Annotated in this window: 13 protein-coding genes and 1 pseudogene; 8 read left to right on the top strand and 6 right to left on the bottom strand. The window is 68.7% G+C overall.

Going from position 1 to position 15,599, the window contains the following annotated elements; genetic code table 11:
* Positions 1-23: 23 nt before the first annotated feature.
* A complete protein-coding gene (locus tag I8J32_RS08740; protein ID WP_200610928.1) occupies positions 24-866 on the bottom strand; it encodes a right-handed parallel beta-helix repeat-containing protein in 843 nt (280 codons plus the stop codon).
* A 526-nt stretch (positions 867-1,392) separates the two neighbouring features.
* On the opposite strand from I8J32_RS08740, the pseudogene I8J32_RS18080 reads away from it, so the two are divergent.
* The 3 genes and pseudogenes from I8J32_RS18080 to I8J32_RS08725 form a co-directional block, all read left to right on the top strand.
* Positions 1,393-3,162 (top strand): annotated as a pseudogene (locus I8J32_RS18080) (GAF domain-containing protein); the annotation flags it as partial.
* 55 nt (positions 3,163-3,217) lie between these two features.
* Complete coding sequence (locus I8J32_RS08730; protein ID WP_207526508.1) at positions 3,218-4,384, top strand: putative bifunctional diguanylate cyclase/phosphodiesterase; 1,167 nt, start codon at positions 3,218-3,220, stop codon at positions 4,382-4,384.
* A gap of 626 nt (positions 4,385-5,010) precedes the next feature.
* Complete coding sequence (locus I8J32_RS08725; RefSeq protein ID WP_200610924.1) at positions 5,011-5,388, top strand: hypothetical protein; 378 nt, start codon at positions 5,011-5,013, stop codon at positions 5,386-5,388.
* Positions 5,389-5,621: 233 nt separating this feature from the next.
* Here I8J32_RS08725 and prpC read toward each other — a convergent pair whose 3' ends face one another.
* Together prpC and prpB are read right to left on the bottom strand one after the other, a co-directional pair.
* The gene (gene prpC / locus I8J32_RS08720) at positions 5,622-6,773 is read right to left on the bottom strand and encodes a bifunctional 2-methylcitrate synthase/citrate synthase (protein WP_200610922.1); all 1,152 of its coding nucleotides are present in this window, start codon (positions 6,771-6,773) and stop codon (positions 5,622-5,624) included.
* Between the two features lie 146 nt (positions 6,774-6,919).
* Positions 6,920-7,804, bottom strand: a complete 885-nt coding sequence (gene prpB, locus I8J32_RS08715) for a methylisocitrate lyase (protein ID WP_200610920.1) — start codon at positions 7,802-7,804, stop codon at positions 6,920-6,922.
* A gap of 311 nt (positions 7,805-8,115) precedes the next feature.
* On the opposite strand from prpB, the gene I8J32_RS08710 reads away from it, so the two are divergent.
* Complete coding sequence (locus tag I8J32_RS08710) at positions 8,116-9,441, top strand: dicarboxylate/amino acid:cation symporter (protein WP_200610918.1); 1,326 nt, start codon at positions 8,116-8,118, stop codon at positions 9,439-9,441.
* A gap of 318 nt (positions 9,442-9,759) precedes the next feature.
* On the opposite strand, the gene I8J32_RS08705 is transcribed toward I8J32_RS08710, so the two are convergent.
* Both I8J32_RS08705 and I8J32_RS08700 read right to left on the bottom strand, forming a co-directional pair.
* A complete protein-coding gene (locus I8J32_RS08705; protein ID WP_200610916.1) occupies positions 9,760-10,743 on the bottom strand; it encodes a malate dehydrogenase in 984 nt (327 codons plus the stop codon).
* Positions 10,744-10,878: 135 nt separating this feature from the next.
* A complete protein-coding gene (locus I8J32_RS08700; protein WP_200610914.1) occupies positions 10,879-12,084 on the bottom strand; it encodes a pyridoxal phosphate-dependent aminotransferase in 1,206 nt (401 codons plus the stop codon).
* 448 nt (positions 12,085-12,532) lie between these two features.
* On the opposite strand from I8J32_RS08700, the gene I8J32_RS08695 reads away from it, so the two are divergent.
* From I8J32_RS08695 to I8J32_RS08685, 4 genes are all read left to right on the top strand, one after another.
* Complete coding sequence (locus I8J32_RS08695) at positions 12,533-12,874, top strand: hypothetical protein (protein WP_207526868.1); 342 nt, start codon at positions 12,533-12,535, stop codon at positions 12,872-12,874.
* Positions 12,875-12,880: 6 nt separating this feature from the next.
* On the top strand, positions 12,881-13,015 hold the full coding sequence (locus I8J32_RS17870) for a hypothetical protein (protein ID WP_284691301.1): 135 nt from the start codon (positions 12,881-12,883) through the stop codon (positions 13,013-13,015).
* Positions 13,016-13,139: 124 nt separating this feature from the next.
* Positions 13,140-14,309 carry a M48 family metallopeptidase gene (locus tag I8J32_RS08690; protein ID WP_200610909.1) on the top strand — a complete coding sequence of 390 codons (1,170 nt, stop codon included), beginning with the start codon at positions 13,140-13,142 and terminating at the stop codon, positions 14,307-14,309.
* Positions 14,306-14,911 (top strand): hypothetical protein, encoded by a 606-nt coding sequence (locus I8J32_RS08685; RefSeq protein ID WP_200610890.1) that lies wholly within the window; start codon positions 14,306-14,308, stop codon positions 14,909-14,911. The genes I8J32_RS08690 and I8J32_RS08685 overlap by 4 nt, the downstream gene beginning before the upstream one ends.
* 118 nt (positions 14,912-15,029) lie before the next feature.
* Here the strand turns inward: I8J32_RS08685 and I8J32_RS08680 are convergent, their stop codons facing one another.
* Positions 15,030-15,524, bottom strand: a complete 495-nt coding sequence (locus tag I8J32_RS08680) for a peptidylprolyl isomerase (RefSeq protein ID WP_200610888.1) — start codon at positions 15,522-15,524, stop codon at positions 15,030-15,032.
* Between the last annotated feature and the right edge of the window lie 75 nt (positions 15,525-15,599).

Here is a 15,599-nt window from a genome sequence, read left to right as displayed (position 1 = left end):
ACGCGCGCGCAGCCGGCGGGCCATCAATGGGTGGTATTGCCGACGTTGAGGACGCAGGTGCTGTACACCGGCGAGAACGTGAACCCGACCGCGGTGTTGCCCGTGCACACGGTGGGTGAACCCTCGTGCCCGTGGTCGCCCAGCTGCACCGCGTAGCTGTTGGTGGAATACGGCGCGATCAGGTGGTTGCCGCGGATGTCGACCGCGCGTGCGCTGGCATGGATGCCGATGGCCTGCCCGGCCACGCCGCCGACCATCGCGAAGATGCGGTTGCCGGCGATCACGTCGAGCGCGCCGGTGCTCCAGATGCCCACGCTCGGCCCGTTGCTGACGATGCCCGAGATGTGGTTGCCGGTGATCACGGTCGATCCGCTCACGTCCTGGCGCAGGCCGTAGGCGGCGGCTGCGGTGGTGCTGCCGATGTCGTGGATGCGGTTGTCGCGGACCATCGACTGCTGCGTCGACAGGCGCATGCCGGTCGAACGGCTGCCGTTGACCAGGTTGTCCTCGATCAGCAGGCGCCGGCCGCTGAGCGCCAGGCCGGTGTGGAAACCGCGCACGTTGCAGCCGCGCACGACGACCTGGGCGCGGTCGACCGCCTGCACGCCGACGGCCAGCGTGTCCGCCGTCGTGTTGAGGCCGCCGATCTTGTAGCCGTTGCAGTCGAGCGTGACGTCGTCCGCCGCGATCGTGATGGCCGCGCCGGCCGCGATGCCGGTCGAGAGATGCTGCTTCAGGCAGTAGGCCCCCGGCGCGCTGATGGTCGCGGGCAGCGAACCGATCTGGGTGCACGAATGCAGTTCGGCGTGCGCGGGCGCAGCGAGGATGCCGGCTGCCAGTGCAGCCAGGCCAAGAAGTCGAACCATGTGGATTTCCCCTGTCGATCCGCTGGCCAACGCGCGGCCGCCGTCCGGATCGTGGCCGGATTTTACAGGAAGGGTGCGGCGGGGCGGCGGGTCGAGACCCGCCCTTACGAATAGGGCGGGTCTCGACCCGCCATCGCCATCCCAAGGCCGCGACGCAAGCGCCCCCGGCGCGGTCGGACATCCCGAATAGGGCGGGTCTCGACCCGCCATCGCCATCCCAAAGCCGCGAGGCAAGCGCTTCCCGGCGCGGCCGGACATCCCGAATAGGGCGGGTCTCGACCCGCCATCGCCATCCCAAAGCCCCCCGGCCCAATCGGACGGCGGCGCATCGAGACCCGCCCCATGCCTCCTGCAGGCTTCGGCCGCCTCCTGTCGTGGCGCATCCTTCTCGCCGACATTCAGGAATCTCCGGTCAAGCCCCGTCGCCGCGCGCCGATATCGCGGGGAACCGCTGCATTTTCCATGCCGCTTCCGGTGGCCGTGTTCTTCACGGCCTGCGCTCCGGGAGACGGCGAGCCCGGAATCCATGCAGCCCGCCTCACCCGCGTCTGGAACTGCAATGGCCGCCGAGAGTCGACTCGCTGGACACCCGGGCTTCCCGCTCGAGAGCGCGAATGCGCCCTTCGATGGCGACGAGGCGCCCGCCGCGCCGCTGGCCGAGCACGCCGTGGCCATCCTGTGCGGGGAGACGGCCGAGGAAGTGGGCGAGGCGCTGGTCCGCGGCCTGTCCGGCCACGGGCTGGCGGACGTGGCCGTCGCCCTGCACCGCGAGGGCGCCGTCAGGCTCGTGCCCGCCGGCCCCGTCGCGCGCGCACCCCATTCGGCTGTGTCCGCCGGCGGCGTGCTCGAACTGCATGACAGCCAGGAGAAGGGACGGGCGGAACTGGTCACCCTGCACGGCCGTCCCCTGCCCCCGCTCACTCCCGCGCAAGTCCGCCTGACCACCTTGGCCAAGCGCCGGCTGGCCGAGCTGTCCACCCTGCTCGGCCTGCGCAGCGCGGTCTCGGTGTCGGCCAGCGCCGAGCAGCTGCAGCGCGCGCTGTTCGCCATCGCGGACATGGCCGGCTCCGACCGCGACATGCCCAGCCTGCTCAAGGGCCTGCACGACATCATCGGCGAGCTGATGTACGCCGAGAATTTCTACATCGCGCTCTACGCGCCCGAACGCGACGCGCTGCGCTTCGTGTACTTCGCCGATGACGAAGACCCGGGCATGTACGACCCCGAGGAGGACCTGCCCGCCGCGAAGATGGGCAACAGCCTGACCCTGGGCCTGATCCGCCACGGCCGCGTCGTCCACGGCTCCGCGCGCGAGGTGGCCGAGATCCTGGCCGTGCCCGGCGGCATCGGCTTGGGCACGCCCGCGGTGGACTTCATCGGCGTGCCGATGATCCGTGCCGGCCAGACAGTGGGCGCGCTGGTCGTGCAGACCTATCGCGAGGGCGAGCGCTACACGGCCTCCGACTGCGCGGTGCTGTCCTTCGTCGCCGAGCACGTGCTCAACGCGGTGGAGCGCAAGAAGGGCCGGCAGGAACTGGAATGGCGCGTGGAGGACCGCACGCGCAAGCTGGCCGACGCCAACCGCGTGCTGCAGGAGCAGATCCGCGAGCGCGAGCGCGCAGAGCACCTGCAGGCCACGCTGTACCGCATCGCCGCGCTGGCCAACCACGAAGAGAGCACCGAGCGCTTCTACCGCCGCATCCACGAGGCGGTCGGCGAGCTGCTCAACGCCGACAACTTCTACATCGCCCTGGTCGCCGACGACGGCGCGATGCTGGAATTCCCGTACTACGTCGACGCCAAGATCGAACGCAACCAGGCGCGCCCGTTCGCGCGCGGCCTGAGCGAGTACGTCATCCGGACCGGCGCCACGCTGCTGGCCGACCAGGCCCTGATGCAGGAAATGATCGCCACCGGCGACTTCGACTACTCGCGCACCTACGGCCAGCTGTCGCAGTGCTGGCTGGGCGTGCCGCTGCGCGGCGCCGACGGCGTGATCGGCGTGGTGGCGGTGCAGAGCTACCGCTCCGACCTGCTGTACGACGCCGGCGACGCCGAACTGCTGACCTTCGTCTCCTACCAGATCGCCAACACCCTGCTGCGTCGCGCGCAGGCCGAGGCACTGCACCGGCTCAACGTCGAGCTGGAACAGCGCGTGCTGGAGCGCACGCGCGAACTGCGGCAGCAGATCGAAGTGCGCGAGGGCATCGAAGCCCAGCTCAAGCACCAGGTGATGCACGACGCCCTCACCGGGCTGCCCAACCGCGTGTATCTGCGCGACCGCCTCGAGCACGCGATCGCGCAGCTGCGGCGCCACCCGGAGCGCCAGTTCGCCCTCATGTACCTTGGACGTGGACCGCTTCAAGCTGTTCAACGACAGCCTGGGCCACCTGGCCGGCGACGAGGTGCTGCACGCGGTCGCCACCCGCCTGCAGCAGTGCGTGCGCGAGCCGGACATCGTCGCCCGCCTGTCCGGCGACGAGTTCGCCATCCTGCTGGAGGAATGCGCCACCCCGCAGGACGCGTGCAAGGTCGCCCAGCGCATCCAGCGCGCGCTGGGCGCGCCGCTGCAGGTGGCCGGCCGCGAACTGCAGCTGTCGGCCAGCATCGGGATCGCGGTGAGCGAAGCGCGCCACCAGCACATCGACCGCATCCTGCACGACGCCGACATCGCCCTGTACCGGGCCAAGGACGCGGGCCGGCAGCGCTTCGTGCTGTTCGACGACTCGCTGCAGCAGACCGCGCTGGACATCCTGGAGCTGGAGCGCCAGTTGCGCAGTGCGCTGGCCAACGACGAGTTCGAACCGTTCTTCCAGCCGATCGTGTGCCTGGTCGACGGCCACACCGTCGGCTACGAGGCCCTGATCCGCTGGCAGCATCCCGAACGCGGACTGCTGCTGCCGGCCGACTTCCTCCAGGTCGCCGAGGACAGCGGCATGATCGAGGACATCGACTGGCACATGTACCGCCTGGCCTGCACCGCGGCGACGGCGCTGGTGCGCGACGGCGGCTTCATCACCCTCAACATCTCCCCGCGCCATTTCCGCAACGAGGACTTCGCCCCTCGCCTGCTGGCACTGACCGCGCAGACCGGCTTCAACCCGGCCCAACTGCGCATCGAAGTGACCGAAGGCACGCTGTTGGGTGACCCCGAAGCGGTGACGCGCGTGCTGCACCACCTGCACGCGGCCGGCGTGCAGATCGCCCTGGACGATTTCGGCACGGGCTATTCCAGCCTGGGCTACATCCACCGCTTCCCGCTGAAGATGATCAAGATCGACCGTTCCTTCGTGGAGCCGCTGGGCGGCGAGGACACGCAGCGCAGCCGCGCGATCGTGGAAGCGGTGATCGCGCTGACCGGATCGCTGGGCTTGGACGTGGTCGCCGAAGGCATCGAAACCCCGGCACAGCGGCAGGCCTTGATCGACATGGGCTGCACCTACGGCCAGGGCTTCCTGTTCGGACGGCCGCACGCGGCGGGGCATTGGCGCGCCACCGGCAACGGGCACCCGCGGTAGGCATTGAACGCGCCGCGGCGCGCTGCGAACCGGGAATCCGCCAGGCACGTAGCCCGGGCCTTCAACAGCGAAGCTGGTCAAGCCAAGCGCACCTGGCTCTCCGGCCAGTTCTCCGCGACGTCTCCCGGTGCGCCGCGCTAAGCCGGACTACGGCGCTCACGGCGGCGGGTCGAGACCCGCCCTATGCGCTGCACCTGGCAGTCCGCGTCACGAATAGGGCGGGTCTCGACCCGCCACCGCCATGCCAATGCGGCGATGCGCCGGGACTCGACCCGCCATCGTCGCCATCGGCCGTGCTCACGCACGCTCGCCAGATCGCTCCCGCAGGCCTGCCCAGTCGATCGCTCACTTCGACGCACGTAATGCCGAATGGCGGGACGGAAGCCGGATCGATGCGGCCGGGCGTCCACGGCGGCGGGTCGAGACCCGCCCTATGCACTGGTGTCGTCGTCAGGCGCCTCATCCCCCATCGGAGTGAGATCTACCCCCTTAGTGGAATAGTTCGACCGCGCCCGCTCTGGCAGCGTGAAGGGTGCGACAGAAGCGACCGCGATGCCGCATCTAGCCGAGTTCCCGCCACCCTACCCAAGGGGATTGCCATGAACCACCGAAGCAGAAGAGCACTGATGACGGCCGCATTGACCGTCAGCGCGACCTTGATCGCCGGCGCCGCCCTCGCCGGCGGGACCGAAGAAAAACGCCTCTGCCACAACATCGGCGGACCGCGCGACCTGGGCGCCAACTGCGAAGCCACCGGCTTCTGCACTTTCATCATGCCCAACGGCTCGACGATCGTGTTCACCGAAGACCAGTTCCTCGGGATCCTGATCGGCGCCAACTCCAGCAGTGCACTCGCCGCCCACCTCGCCCATGGCGACGGCTGGGCCTGGGGCATCTACGATCCGCCGCTGCACCTGGCCTCCGTGGTCGGACCCCACAAGGAGTCCAACGTGGAATGCGTGGCGACGCGCGTCGTCTACCAGCCGCCCGAGCCGGGCAACTGAGACACGAACGAAGAAGGCCGCGCAATTGCGCGGCCTTTTTTCATGCCGTGCATGGAACCGGCGTTTGCGGGTCCGCTACTGCGAACTTGCGCAACTGCGTTCGCGCATCCGGGCGTCCCGAATAGGGCGGGTCTTGACCCGCCATCGCCATGCCAAAGCGGCGAGGCGCCTGGGCTCAACCCTCCAAGAAAAAGGCCGCCCGAAGGCGGCCTGTGATGTCCATCCGAAGCGACTCAGCGCTTGGCAATCTCCACGTACTCCCGATCTTCCGGTCCCGTGTAGTTCGCGCTCGGGCGGATGATCTTGCCGTCCTCGCGCTGTTCGATCACGTGCGCGCTCCAGCCGGTGGTGCGGGCGATCACGAACAGGGGCGTGAACATCGGGGTCGGGATGCCCATCATGTGGTAAGCCGACGCGCTGTACCAGTCGAGGTTCGGGAACATCTTCTTGGTGTCCATCATCAGCGTCTCGATGCGCTCGGACACGTCGAACAGCGTCTGGTTGCCGCCCTCGGCGCACAGCTTTCGCGAGAGTTCCTTGATGATGGGGTTGCGCGGATCGCCGATGGTGTAGACCGGGTGGCCGAAGCCGATGATGATTTCCTTCTTCTCCATGCGCGCGCGAATGTCGGCCTCGGCCTCGTCGGCGCTGGTGTAGCGGCTGATGATGTCCATCGCCACTTCATTGGCGCCGCCGTGCTTGGGTCCGCGCAGGGCGCCGATGGCACCGGTGAGGCAGGAGTGCAGGTCGCTGCCGGTGCCGGCGATGACGCGGGCGGTGAAGGTGGACGCGTTGAACTCGTGCTCGGCGTAGAGGATCAGCGACTTGTCGAGCGAGTCGGCGTGCAGCTTGCTGGGCTTCTCGCCGTGCAGCAGGTGCAGGAAGTGGGCCGCGACGGAGTCGTCGTTGGTCTCGACCTCGATGCGGCGGCCGTTGCGGGTGAAGTGCCACCAGTACAGCAGCATCGAGCCGAAGCTGGCGATGAGCTTGTCGGCGATGTCGCGCGCCTCGGAGGCCGGGTGGCCTTCGCGCTCGGGCAGCACGGTGCCCATCACCGAGCAGCCGGTGCGCAGCACATCCATCGGGTGGGCGTTGGCCGGCACCAGTTCAAGGGCTTCGGTGACGATGGCCGGCAGGCCGCGCAGGCGCTTGAGCTTGGTGCGGTAGGCGCCGAGCTGGCTCTGGGTGGGCAGCGCGCCGTGTACCAGCAGGTGGGCGACTTCCTCGAAGGTCGAGCGCGTGGCGAGGTCGTGGATGTCGTAGCCGCGGTAGTGCAGGTCGTTGCCGCTGCGGCCGACGGTGCACAGCGCGGTATTGCCCGCGGCGGTGCCGCTCAGGGCGACTGATTTCTTGACCTTGGGAAGTACGGGGGTCGTGTCGGACATCGGAAAACTCCTCGCGTGGATCATTCCTGTGGGGATGCGCGGCTTCTGCGGGCCGCGTCATGTGTCTTGCGCGTCAGTTGCCGCGTGCGTCATCTGACTTGAAGCTGCGCCGGCCCGGCCGCCTTCCGGCGGGCCGTGCCGTGCCGTTACTTGTTCTGGGAGAACAGCGCGTCGAGCTTGTCCTCGTAGGCGTGGTAGCCCAGGTAATCGTAGAGGTCGGCGCGCGACTGCAGGGTGTCGATGAGGTTCTTCTGCGTGCCCTCGCGGCGCACGGTTTCGTAGAAGTTGAGCGCGGCCTTGTTCATGGCGCGATAGGCGCCGCAGCAGTACAGGGCGATGTCGACGTTGGCCTGGCGCAGTTCGTCGGTGGTGAAGAACGGCGTGGAACCGAACTCGGTGAGGTTGGCCAGGATCGGCACCTTCACCGCGGCCTTGAACCGGCGGTAGTCGCCGAGCGTCTGCATCGCCTCGGGGAAGATCATGTCGGCGCCGGCCTCGACGTAGGCCACGGCGCGCTCGATCGCCGCGTCGATGCCTTCCACGGCGGCGGCGTCGGTGCGGGCCATGATCACGAAGCTGTCGTCGGTGCGCGCATCGACGGCGGCCTTGATGCGGTCGACCATTTCCTCGCGGGTGACCACTTCCTTGCCGGGCCGATGGCCGCAGCGCTTCTGGCCAACCTGGTCTTCCATGTGGACGGCGCCGACGCCGACGTTGATGAAGGAGCGGATGGTGCGGCCGATGTTGAAGGCGCCGCCCCAGCCGGTGTCGATGTCGACGAGCAGCGGCATCTGGGTGGCGTCGACGATCCGGCGGGCGTCGGTGAGGACGTCCTCCATGGTGCTGATGCCCAGGTCCGGCATGCCCAGCGAATTGGCGGCGACACCGCCGCCGGACAGGTACAGGGCCTTGTAGCCCACGCGCTTGGCCATCAGGCCGGCGTAGGCGGTAATGGCGCCCATCACCTGCAGCGGGGTTTCTTCCTGGACGGCGGCGCGGAAGCGGGCGCCGGCGGAGAGCTTCGAGGTCATGGGGGCTCCTGGTGGACAGGACATTTTAGCCGCCCGCGAGACGGCTCGCCTGCGGCGGAAATGATGCCGCGCGGGCGGCCGGCGTCCCGGCAGCCCTGGCGAGGCCTGTGCGGTGGCCACGGATGGCAGCTTCGGCAAAGTGGGGGGCGGACGATTTGTCCGGAGAGCCCCGGGTGCGCTTCGCTTGACCAGCTTCGCGGCTGAAAGCCCGGGCTACGGAGGGTCCCGCATAGCGGGGAGGCAGTACCCGCTACCATCGCGGCTTGCCGGTCAGGGTTTGCCGATCCGGTCCTCACTACCAACGGCCGCCCATGACCCCGAACTCCCCCGCCCTGCCCGCTTCCAGGCCCTCCGGCGCGCGCTTCTACCTCTGGGTGCTGGCCGCGATCGCGGTGGGCGGCACGATCGGCCACTTCTTTCCGGACGTGGGCGTCGCCCTCAAGCCGCTGGGCGACGGGTTCATCGGCCTGATCAAGATGCTGATCGCGCCGATCATCTTCCTCACGGTCGTGCTGGGCATCGCGGGCGTGTCGGACGTGAAGAAGGTGGGTCGGGTGGGCGTCAAGGCCATCCTGTATTTCGAAGTCGTCTCGACCGTGGCGCTGCTGATCGGCCTGCTGGTGGTCAACACGCTCAAGCCGGGCGCCGGTTTCCATGCCGATCCGGCGACGCTCGATGCCGCGGCGGTGGCCAACTACGCGACGGCCGCGCAGGAACGCAGCACCACCGAGTTCCTGCTGCACATCATCCCCAAGACCTTCACCGACGCCTTCACCGCCGATGGCGACCTGCTGCAGGTGCTGCTGCTGGCGGTGTTGTTCGGCTTCGCGCTGCTGCGCCTGGGACGGTTGGGCGACCAGGTGGTGTCGCTGTTCGAGTCGGCCTCGAAGGTGTTCTTCGGGATGATGGGGATCATCATGAAGCTGGCGCCGATCGGCGCGGGCGCGGCGATGGCCTTCACCATCGGCAAGTACGGCGTCGACGCGCTGGGGCCGCTGGCCAAGCTGATGGGCAGCTTCTACCTGACCTGCGCGCTGTTCGTGCTGATCGTGCTGGGCGCGATCGCGCGGCTCACCGGCTTCAGCATCCTCAAGTTCATCCGCTACATCCGCGACGAACTGCTGCTGGTGCTGGGCACCTCGTCGTCCGAGTCGGCCCTGGTGCCGCTGATGCGCAAGCTCGAGCGCCTGGGCTGTTCGCGCCCGGTGGTGGGGCTGGTCGTGCCCAGCGGATATTCGTTCAACCTGGACGGGACCAACATCTACCTGACGATGGCGGCGATCTTCGTCGCGCAGGCGCTGGACGTGGATCTCACGCTGACCCAGGAGATCACCCTGCTCGCGGTGGCGATGCTGACCTCCAAGGGTGCGTCGGGCGTCACCGGCGCGGGGTTCATCACGCTGGCGGCGACGCTCGCCGTGGTGCCGTCGGTGCCGGTCGCGGGGCTGGCGCTGATCCTGGGCATCGACCGGTTCATGAGCGAGGCGCGCGCGCTGACCAACCTGATCGGCAACGGCGTGGCGACGATCGTCGTGGCGCGGTGGGAGAACGAACTGGATCGGGAGACGCTGCAGCGGGAGCTGCAGAATCCGCATAGCTTGCTGGAACTCGAAGAGCCGGTGGAAAGCCCCCCATAGGGTGGGCCTTGGCCCACCATCGCCCTGCCGTTGACGCGAGGGGTTGTCTGGGAGAACCGTCGGTCAACGGTCGCGCCGACTTTGTTCCCGCGATGGCGGGTCGAGACCCGCCCTATGGCCCATCCGCATATAGGGTGGGCCTCGGCCCACCATCGCCATGCCGTTGCCGCGAGTTGCCTGGGAAAACCGTCGGTCAACGGTCGCGCCGACGTTTGTTCCCCCGATGGCGGGTCGAGACCCTCCCTATGGTCTTCCGGAAACGACGAAGGCGGCCGAGGCCGCCTTCGTCTTGTTGCGTGGCAGGAGCTGCGCGCCGGCTTACAGCAGGTGCGCGACGCCGGCGCGCTCTTCCTCGAGCTCGGCCAGCGTCTTGTCCATCGCGGCGCGGCTGAACTCGTCGACCGGCAGGCCTTCCACGCGGGTGTACTCGCCGTTGGCGCAGGTCACCGGCACGCCGTACATCACCGTTTCCGGGATGCCGTAGCTGCCGTCGGACGGCACGCCCATCGTCACCCACTTGCCGTTGGTGCCCAGGGCCCAGTCGCGCATGTGGTCGATGGCGGCGTTGGCGGCCGAGGCGGCCGAGGACAGGCCGCGGGCCTCGATGATCGCCGCGCCGCGCTTGCCCACCACCGGGATGAAGGTGTTGGCGTTCCAGTCGGCGTCGTTGATGCGGTCCTTGAGCGACGCACCGTTCACGGTCGCGAAGCGGTAGTCGGGGTACATCGTCGGGCTGTGGTTGCCCCAGACCACCATCTTCTCGATGTCGGCCACGGCCACGCCGGCCTTGCTGGCCAGCTGCGACAGCGCGCGGTTGTGGTCCAGGCGCAGCATCGCGGTGAAATTCTTCGCCGGCAGGTCCGGCGCCGACTTCATGGCGATGTAGGCGTTGGTGTTGGCCGGGTTGCCGACGACCAGCACCTTGACGTTGCGCGAGGCGACTTCGTTCAGGGCCTTGCCCTGCACGGTGAAGATCTCGGCGTTCTTGAGCAGCAGGTCCTTGCGCTCCATGCCCGGGCCGCGCGGCATCGCGCCGACCAGCAGCGCGTAGTCGGCGTCCTTGAAGGCGACCTTCGGGTCATCGGTGCCGACCATGCCGGCCAGCAGCGGGAACGCGCAGTCCTCCAGCTCCATCATCACGCCCTTGAGCGCGGCCTGGGCCTTTTCCATCGGCAGCTCGAGCATCTGCAGGATGACGGGCTGGTCCTTGCCGAGCATTTCGCCGGAGGCGATGCGGAACAGCAGGGCGTAGCCGATCTGGCCGGCGGCGCCGGTGACTGCAACGCGGACGGGGGTTTTCATGGGGACTCCGTGGTTCGGGATTCGTGACGGGTGATTCGAAAAAGCCGCGGGCGCCGGGGAAGACGACGCGGGTGGGCCTGGGCCCACCCCTGCGGTGTACGGGTGCAGCACGGCGGGTCGGGACCCGCCCTGTGCTCAGGCCAGCTCGTTGAAGAACTCGGCGAATCGCTGCAGGCCCGGGGCCAGCTGCGGGGTCGGGCAGGTGTAGCTGATGCGCAGCGCGCGCGGTTCACCGAAGGCCGAGCCCGGCACGCAGGCCACGCCCTTGGTTTCCAGCAGCATGTTGCAGAAGTCGACGTCGTTCTCGACCTTCCTGCCGCTCGGGCCGTGGGTCTTGCCGAAGGCCACCGAGATGTCCGGGAACACGTAGAAGGCGCCCTGCGGACGCGGGCAGACCACGCCCTTGAGCGAGCTCATCACGTCCATCACCTGGTCGCGCTTGGCCTGGAACTCGGCGTTCTTCTGCGTCGGCACGTCCTGCGGGCCGCACATCGCGGCGACCGCGGCGGCGGTGGTGACTTCGGGCAGGTTGGTGATGTGGTTGGAGTTCATCGTCACGATCGCCTGGGCGACCGCTTCGGGACCGGCCATGAAGCCCACGCGCCAGCCGGGCATGCCGTAGGTCTTGGACAGCGAGTCGATGAAGATCACGCGGTCGCGCAGCTCCGGGCGGACGTGCACGAAGTTGTGGTAGCCGACCTCGTCGAACACCATGCGGTTGTAGATGTCGTCGGTGATGATCCAGGTGTCCGGATACTTGGCCACGACGTCGGCCAGCGCGGTGATCTCTTCCTTCGAATAGACCATGCCGGTCGGGTTCGACGGATTGTTGAACAGGAACACCTTGGGCTTCTTCGCCAGTGCGGCGTCGAGCTGGGCCGGGGTGACCTTGTAGTCCTGCGACGGCGGGCACGGCAGCAGGTCGATCTTGGCGTCGACGATCTCGGCGATGTCGAGGTAGCTGGTCCAGTACGGCGTCGGGAAGGCGATGGTGTCGCCCTCGTCCAGCAGCGCTTCGGCCAGGTTGTAGATCACGTGCTTGGCGCCGATGCCGGTGGCGATGTTGACCTTGCCGTAGCCATCCAGGCCGATCTTGTGCATGTGCGCGAGGAAGGCGTCGAGCAGTGCGTCGCTGCCGCGGTTGCTGCCGTACTGGCCGCTGTCCTTCTGCAGCGCCTCGCGCGCGGCGGCGTAGACGTGCTCGCCCGGGAGGAAGTTGGGGACACCGATCGAGAAGCTGATGATGTCGCGACCTTCGGCCTTGAGACGCTTGGCCTTTTCGGCCACCTGCATGATCGCGCTGGGCTTGGCGCGACCGATGCGCCGGGCAAGCTGGGGCATTGACATTGACCTGATGGGGGAGCGGGGGTATTGTAGCGGCGCGGCTGCGGCATCGCAGCCTGCGTCCTGGGTTATAAGCCCCGGGCCCAGGCCCGGAATACCCGGGCCGCACGCCGCGCTGACGGGTCCTTCCGGGGGAGAGCTCGCATGAATGCAGTGTTCCGCGGACGCACGGGGCGTCCCTTCCTGGCCTTCGGCGCAGGCATCGCGCTCGCGCTGGCCCTGTGCCTGCCGGCAGCCCCGGCCGACGCCGCCAACCGCACCCGGATCGCCACCGACAGCGGTGGCCATCTGGTCCGCGTGGACGGCAGCATCGTGCTGGTCGAACCGGACATCGAACTGTCCCTGCTGACCGCCGGCGGCATGCAGGAGCCGCGCCGGGAATGGTCCGAGGCCGCGCGCAGACTTTTCCCGCAGCAGGTGCACGCCCAGCTGGCGGGGGCGCAACGTGGAGCTCAAGCCGGATTACGACGTCGCCGACGACCTGGATCCGGCCTCCCAGCTGGGCCAGATCCTGCGCCTGAACCAGGCGGTGGCGATCAGCATCACGCAGTACACGGTCGGCGGCAGTGGCCTGGCCACCAAGCGCGACAGCCACGGCCGCAGCCGGATGGACTGGAGCCTGGGTCCGGGCGTGGCGGCGCTGCGCGAGGCCACGGGCGCGGACTACGCCCTGTTCACCTATGTCCGCGACAGTTACGCCAGCAGCGGCCGCACGGCCCTGCGCGTGCTGGGCATCGTCGTCGGGGTGGCGCTGGGCGGCTACATGGACATCGGGGGCGGCGCCTAGGTGGGCGTGGCGACCCTGGTCGATCTGCGGACCGGCCAGGTCGTCTGGTACAACCTGCTGGCCAACCAGTCCGGCGACCTGCGCGACCAGAAGGGCGCCGAGGAAACGGTTCAGCGAATGCTGCGGAAACTGCCGCTGTAAATCACGCATTCCTGCCCTGCCCGTCCGAGAATGCCCTCGTGACGCCGATGTTCCCGGGGCACGCGGCGACACCGCCACTGACCCTGTCAGTGGTGCCCGTCCCAGGTCACGCAGGTAGATCGCCATGGTCCGGAAACTGAGCCTTGCGCTGTCCCTCTTCTTCGCCGGCACGGCCGGCGCGGCGCCGCCGCTGGCCCACCTGCAACCGGGCCAGCGCCCCGCCCCCGGCACGACCGAGGCCGAGCTGTGGTACGGCATGGACCAGGCGGAAAAGCAGATCCGCCAGTCGCCCTATGTCGTGCGCGACGCCTCCCTGCAGGCCTACGTGGAAGACGTGGTGTGCAAGGTGGCCGGCCCCCATTGCAAGGAGATGCGCGTCTACATCGTCGACGTGCCGGTGTTCAACGCATCGATGGCCCCCAACGGCGCCACCCTGCTGTTCACCGGCGCGCTGCTGCGCATGCGCGACGAGTCGGAACTGGCGGTGGTGCTGGGCCACGAGTTCGCCCACTACAAGGCCCGGCACTCGCTGGAGGGCTGGAACTCGGCCAAGCGCACCAGCGCGTTCCTCAATACCTTCGGGCTGGTGACGCTGACCTTCGGCGTGCCCATCGCCGGTGAGCTGGCGGCACTGGGCGGGATCGGCACGCTGTTCAAGCAGTCGCGCGACAACGAGCGCGAGGCCGACGCGCTGGGCTTCGCCACGGCGGTCGCGCAGGGCTACGACCCGCAGGCCGGCGTGCGCGTCTGGGAACGGCTGCGCCGCGAGGAACAGGCCGACCGCACCCATCGCAACCGCGTGGTGTTCGCCAGCCACCCGCAGAGCGAAGAACGCATCGCCGACATCCGCGCCGCGGCGGCGGCGATTCCGGCGTCCGGCACCGCCATCACGCACTTGGCCGAGTACCGCGCCGCGATGGCGCCCTTCCAGGAAAAATGGATGGCCGGCGAGCTCTCCCGCCGCACCTACGACATGACCGTGCAGGTGTTCACCGAGCTGGAGGCCGACGCGGCGCCCGAGTACAAGGGCCTCTACACCTATTACCTCGGCGAGGCCCACCGCCGCCGCAACCACAAGGACGACGCCGCCCGGGCCGCGACGCTGTTCGCGCGCGCCACCACGCAGCCCGGCGCGCCGCCCGCGGCCTGGCGCGAACACGGCATGCAGCTGCGCGAGAAAGGCCAGACCGCCGCGGCCGTCGTGTCGCTGCGCCGCTACCTCACCCTGGCGCCCCAGGCCGACGACGCGGCCGTGGTGCAGCATTACGTGACCCGGATGGAGTCTCCCCGATGATGTTGACCACCCCGCGCGCTCGCGCGCTGCTGCTGTCGCTCGTATTCGCCCTGCTCGCGGCCTGCGCCTCGGGGCCGGGGGGCCGGCTGCAGGTCAAGGGCGAGACCGAGGTGTTCGACATGACGCTGGAGACGCCGCTCGACTGGGCGCGCATCAAGTCGCACCGCCAGGAACTGTGGACCGTCGACGGGGTGCTGCTGAACCGGCTGCTGGTGTATTCCCGGGTCAAGCCTGGCGAGCACGTGTTCCAGCTCGCGCGCGAGCGGCGCTCGCGTCCGGACGGCCCGTGGTACCGCGTGGGCATGCGGCTGGATGAACTGCAGCAGCTCGTGGTGGATGGGCTGGCCGACCAGCAATGGGTGGGCGTGGACGCCAGCGGCCTGCGGCCGCATCGCTTCGGCACGGTGGAAGGCGTGCGCTTCGACCTGCGCATGACCAACCCCGATGGCCTGATCTACGAAGGGACCGCGGCCGTGGCCGAGCGCGAGGGCCGCCTGACGGTGCTGGTATGGATGGCGCCCAAGGAGCACTACCACGGCCGCGACGTGGCCTCGGTCAACGCGATGCTGGACGGGATGCGGTTCAACCAGGGCGCCAACTGAAGCGCGCGCCGCCGGGACCGGAAATGCAGACGGGGCGCCGCAGGGCGCCCCGTCTGGTTACCGCGGATCGTCGGAGCTGATCGCTACCGCTGATCTTTACCGCTGACCAGGCCGCGAATCAGGCGGCCAGGATCCGGTTCCACTCGGCCACGCGGTCGGCCTTGGCGGCCAGGGCGGCGTCGGCGTCGCCTTCGATGCGGATCTTGTTGATGTGGTCGCTCTGCTTGATGTTGTCCACCACGTCCATGCCTTCCAGGACCTTGCCGAAGACGGTGTGCTTGCCGTCCAGCCAGCCGCAGGGCACGTGGGTGATGAAGAACTGGCTGCCGTTGGTGTTCGGGCCGGCATTGGCCATCGACAGCACGCCGCGCTCGTGGCCCAGGCCGTTGTTGGCCTCGTCCTCGAACTTGTAGCCCGGGCCGCCGGTGCCGGTGCCCAGCGGGCAGCCACCCTGGACCATGAAATCGTTGATGACGCGGTGGAACTTCAGGCCGTCGTAATAGCCGCGCTGGGCCAGGTTGACGAAGTTGGCGACGGTCAGGGGCGCCTTGTCGGCGGCCAGTTCGACGCGGATCAGGCCGCGGTCGGTCTCGAAATTGGCAATCAGGGACATCGGGATACTCCTTGCGGGGGATGGTTGGAACTGGGCGCACCATTCAGCTCGGCGCGGCCCGGGACAGCGGGAAGC

It is taken from the genome of Lysobacter solisilvae (genome assembly GCF_016613535.2).
GTDB lineage: Bacteria > Pseudomonadota > Gammaproteobacteria > Xanthomonadales > Xanthomonadaceae > Agrilutibacter > Agrilutibacter solisilvae.
This window is presented reverse-complemented; position numbering and strand designations above follow the sequence as displayed.

Bases quoted from the DNA above. Each gene is read 5' to 3' on its own strand.
- I8J32_RS08740 (WP_200610928.1), bottom strand. From the start codon at position 866: ATGGTTCGACTTCTTGGCCTGGCTGCACTGGCAGCCGGCATCCTCGCT.
- I8J32_RS08725 (WP_200610924.1), top strand. From the start codon at position 5,011: ATGACGGCCGCATTGACCGTCAGCGCGACCTTGATCGCCGGCGCCGCC.
- prpC (WP_200610922.1), bottom strand. From the start codon at position 6,773: ATGTCCGACACGACCCCCGTACTTCCCAAGGTCAAGAAATCAGTCGCC.
- prpB (WP_200610920.1), bottom strand. From the start codon at position 7,804: ATGACCTCGAAGCTCTCCGCCGGCGCCCGCTTCCGCGCCGCCGTCCAG.
- I8J32_RS08710 (WP_200610918.1), top strand. From the start codon at position 8,116: ATGACCCCGAACTCCCCCGCCCTGCCCGCTTCCAGGCCCTCCGGCGCG.
- I8J32_RS08705 (WP_200610916.1), bottom strand. From the start codon at position 10,743: ATGAAAACCCCCGTCCGCGTTGCAGTCACCGGCGCCGCCGGCCAGATC.
- I8J32_RS08700 (WP_200610914.1), bottom strand. From the start codon at position 12,084: ATGCCCCAGCTTGCCCGGCGCATCGGTCGCGCCAAGCCCAGCGCGATC.
- I8J32_RS08690 (WP_200610909.1), top strand. From the start codon at position 13,140: ATGGTCCGGAAACTGAGCCTTGCGCTGTCCCTCTTCTTCGCCGGCACG.
- I8J32_RS08685 (WP_200610890.1), top strand. From the start codon at position 14,306: ATGATGTTGACCACCCCGCGCGCTCGCGCGCTGCTGCTGTCGCTCGTA.
- I8J32_RS08680 (WP_200610888.1), bottom strand. From the start codon at position 15,524: ATGTCCCTGATTGCCAATTTCGAGACCGACCGCGGCCTGATCCGCGTC.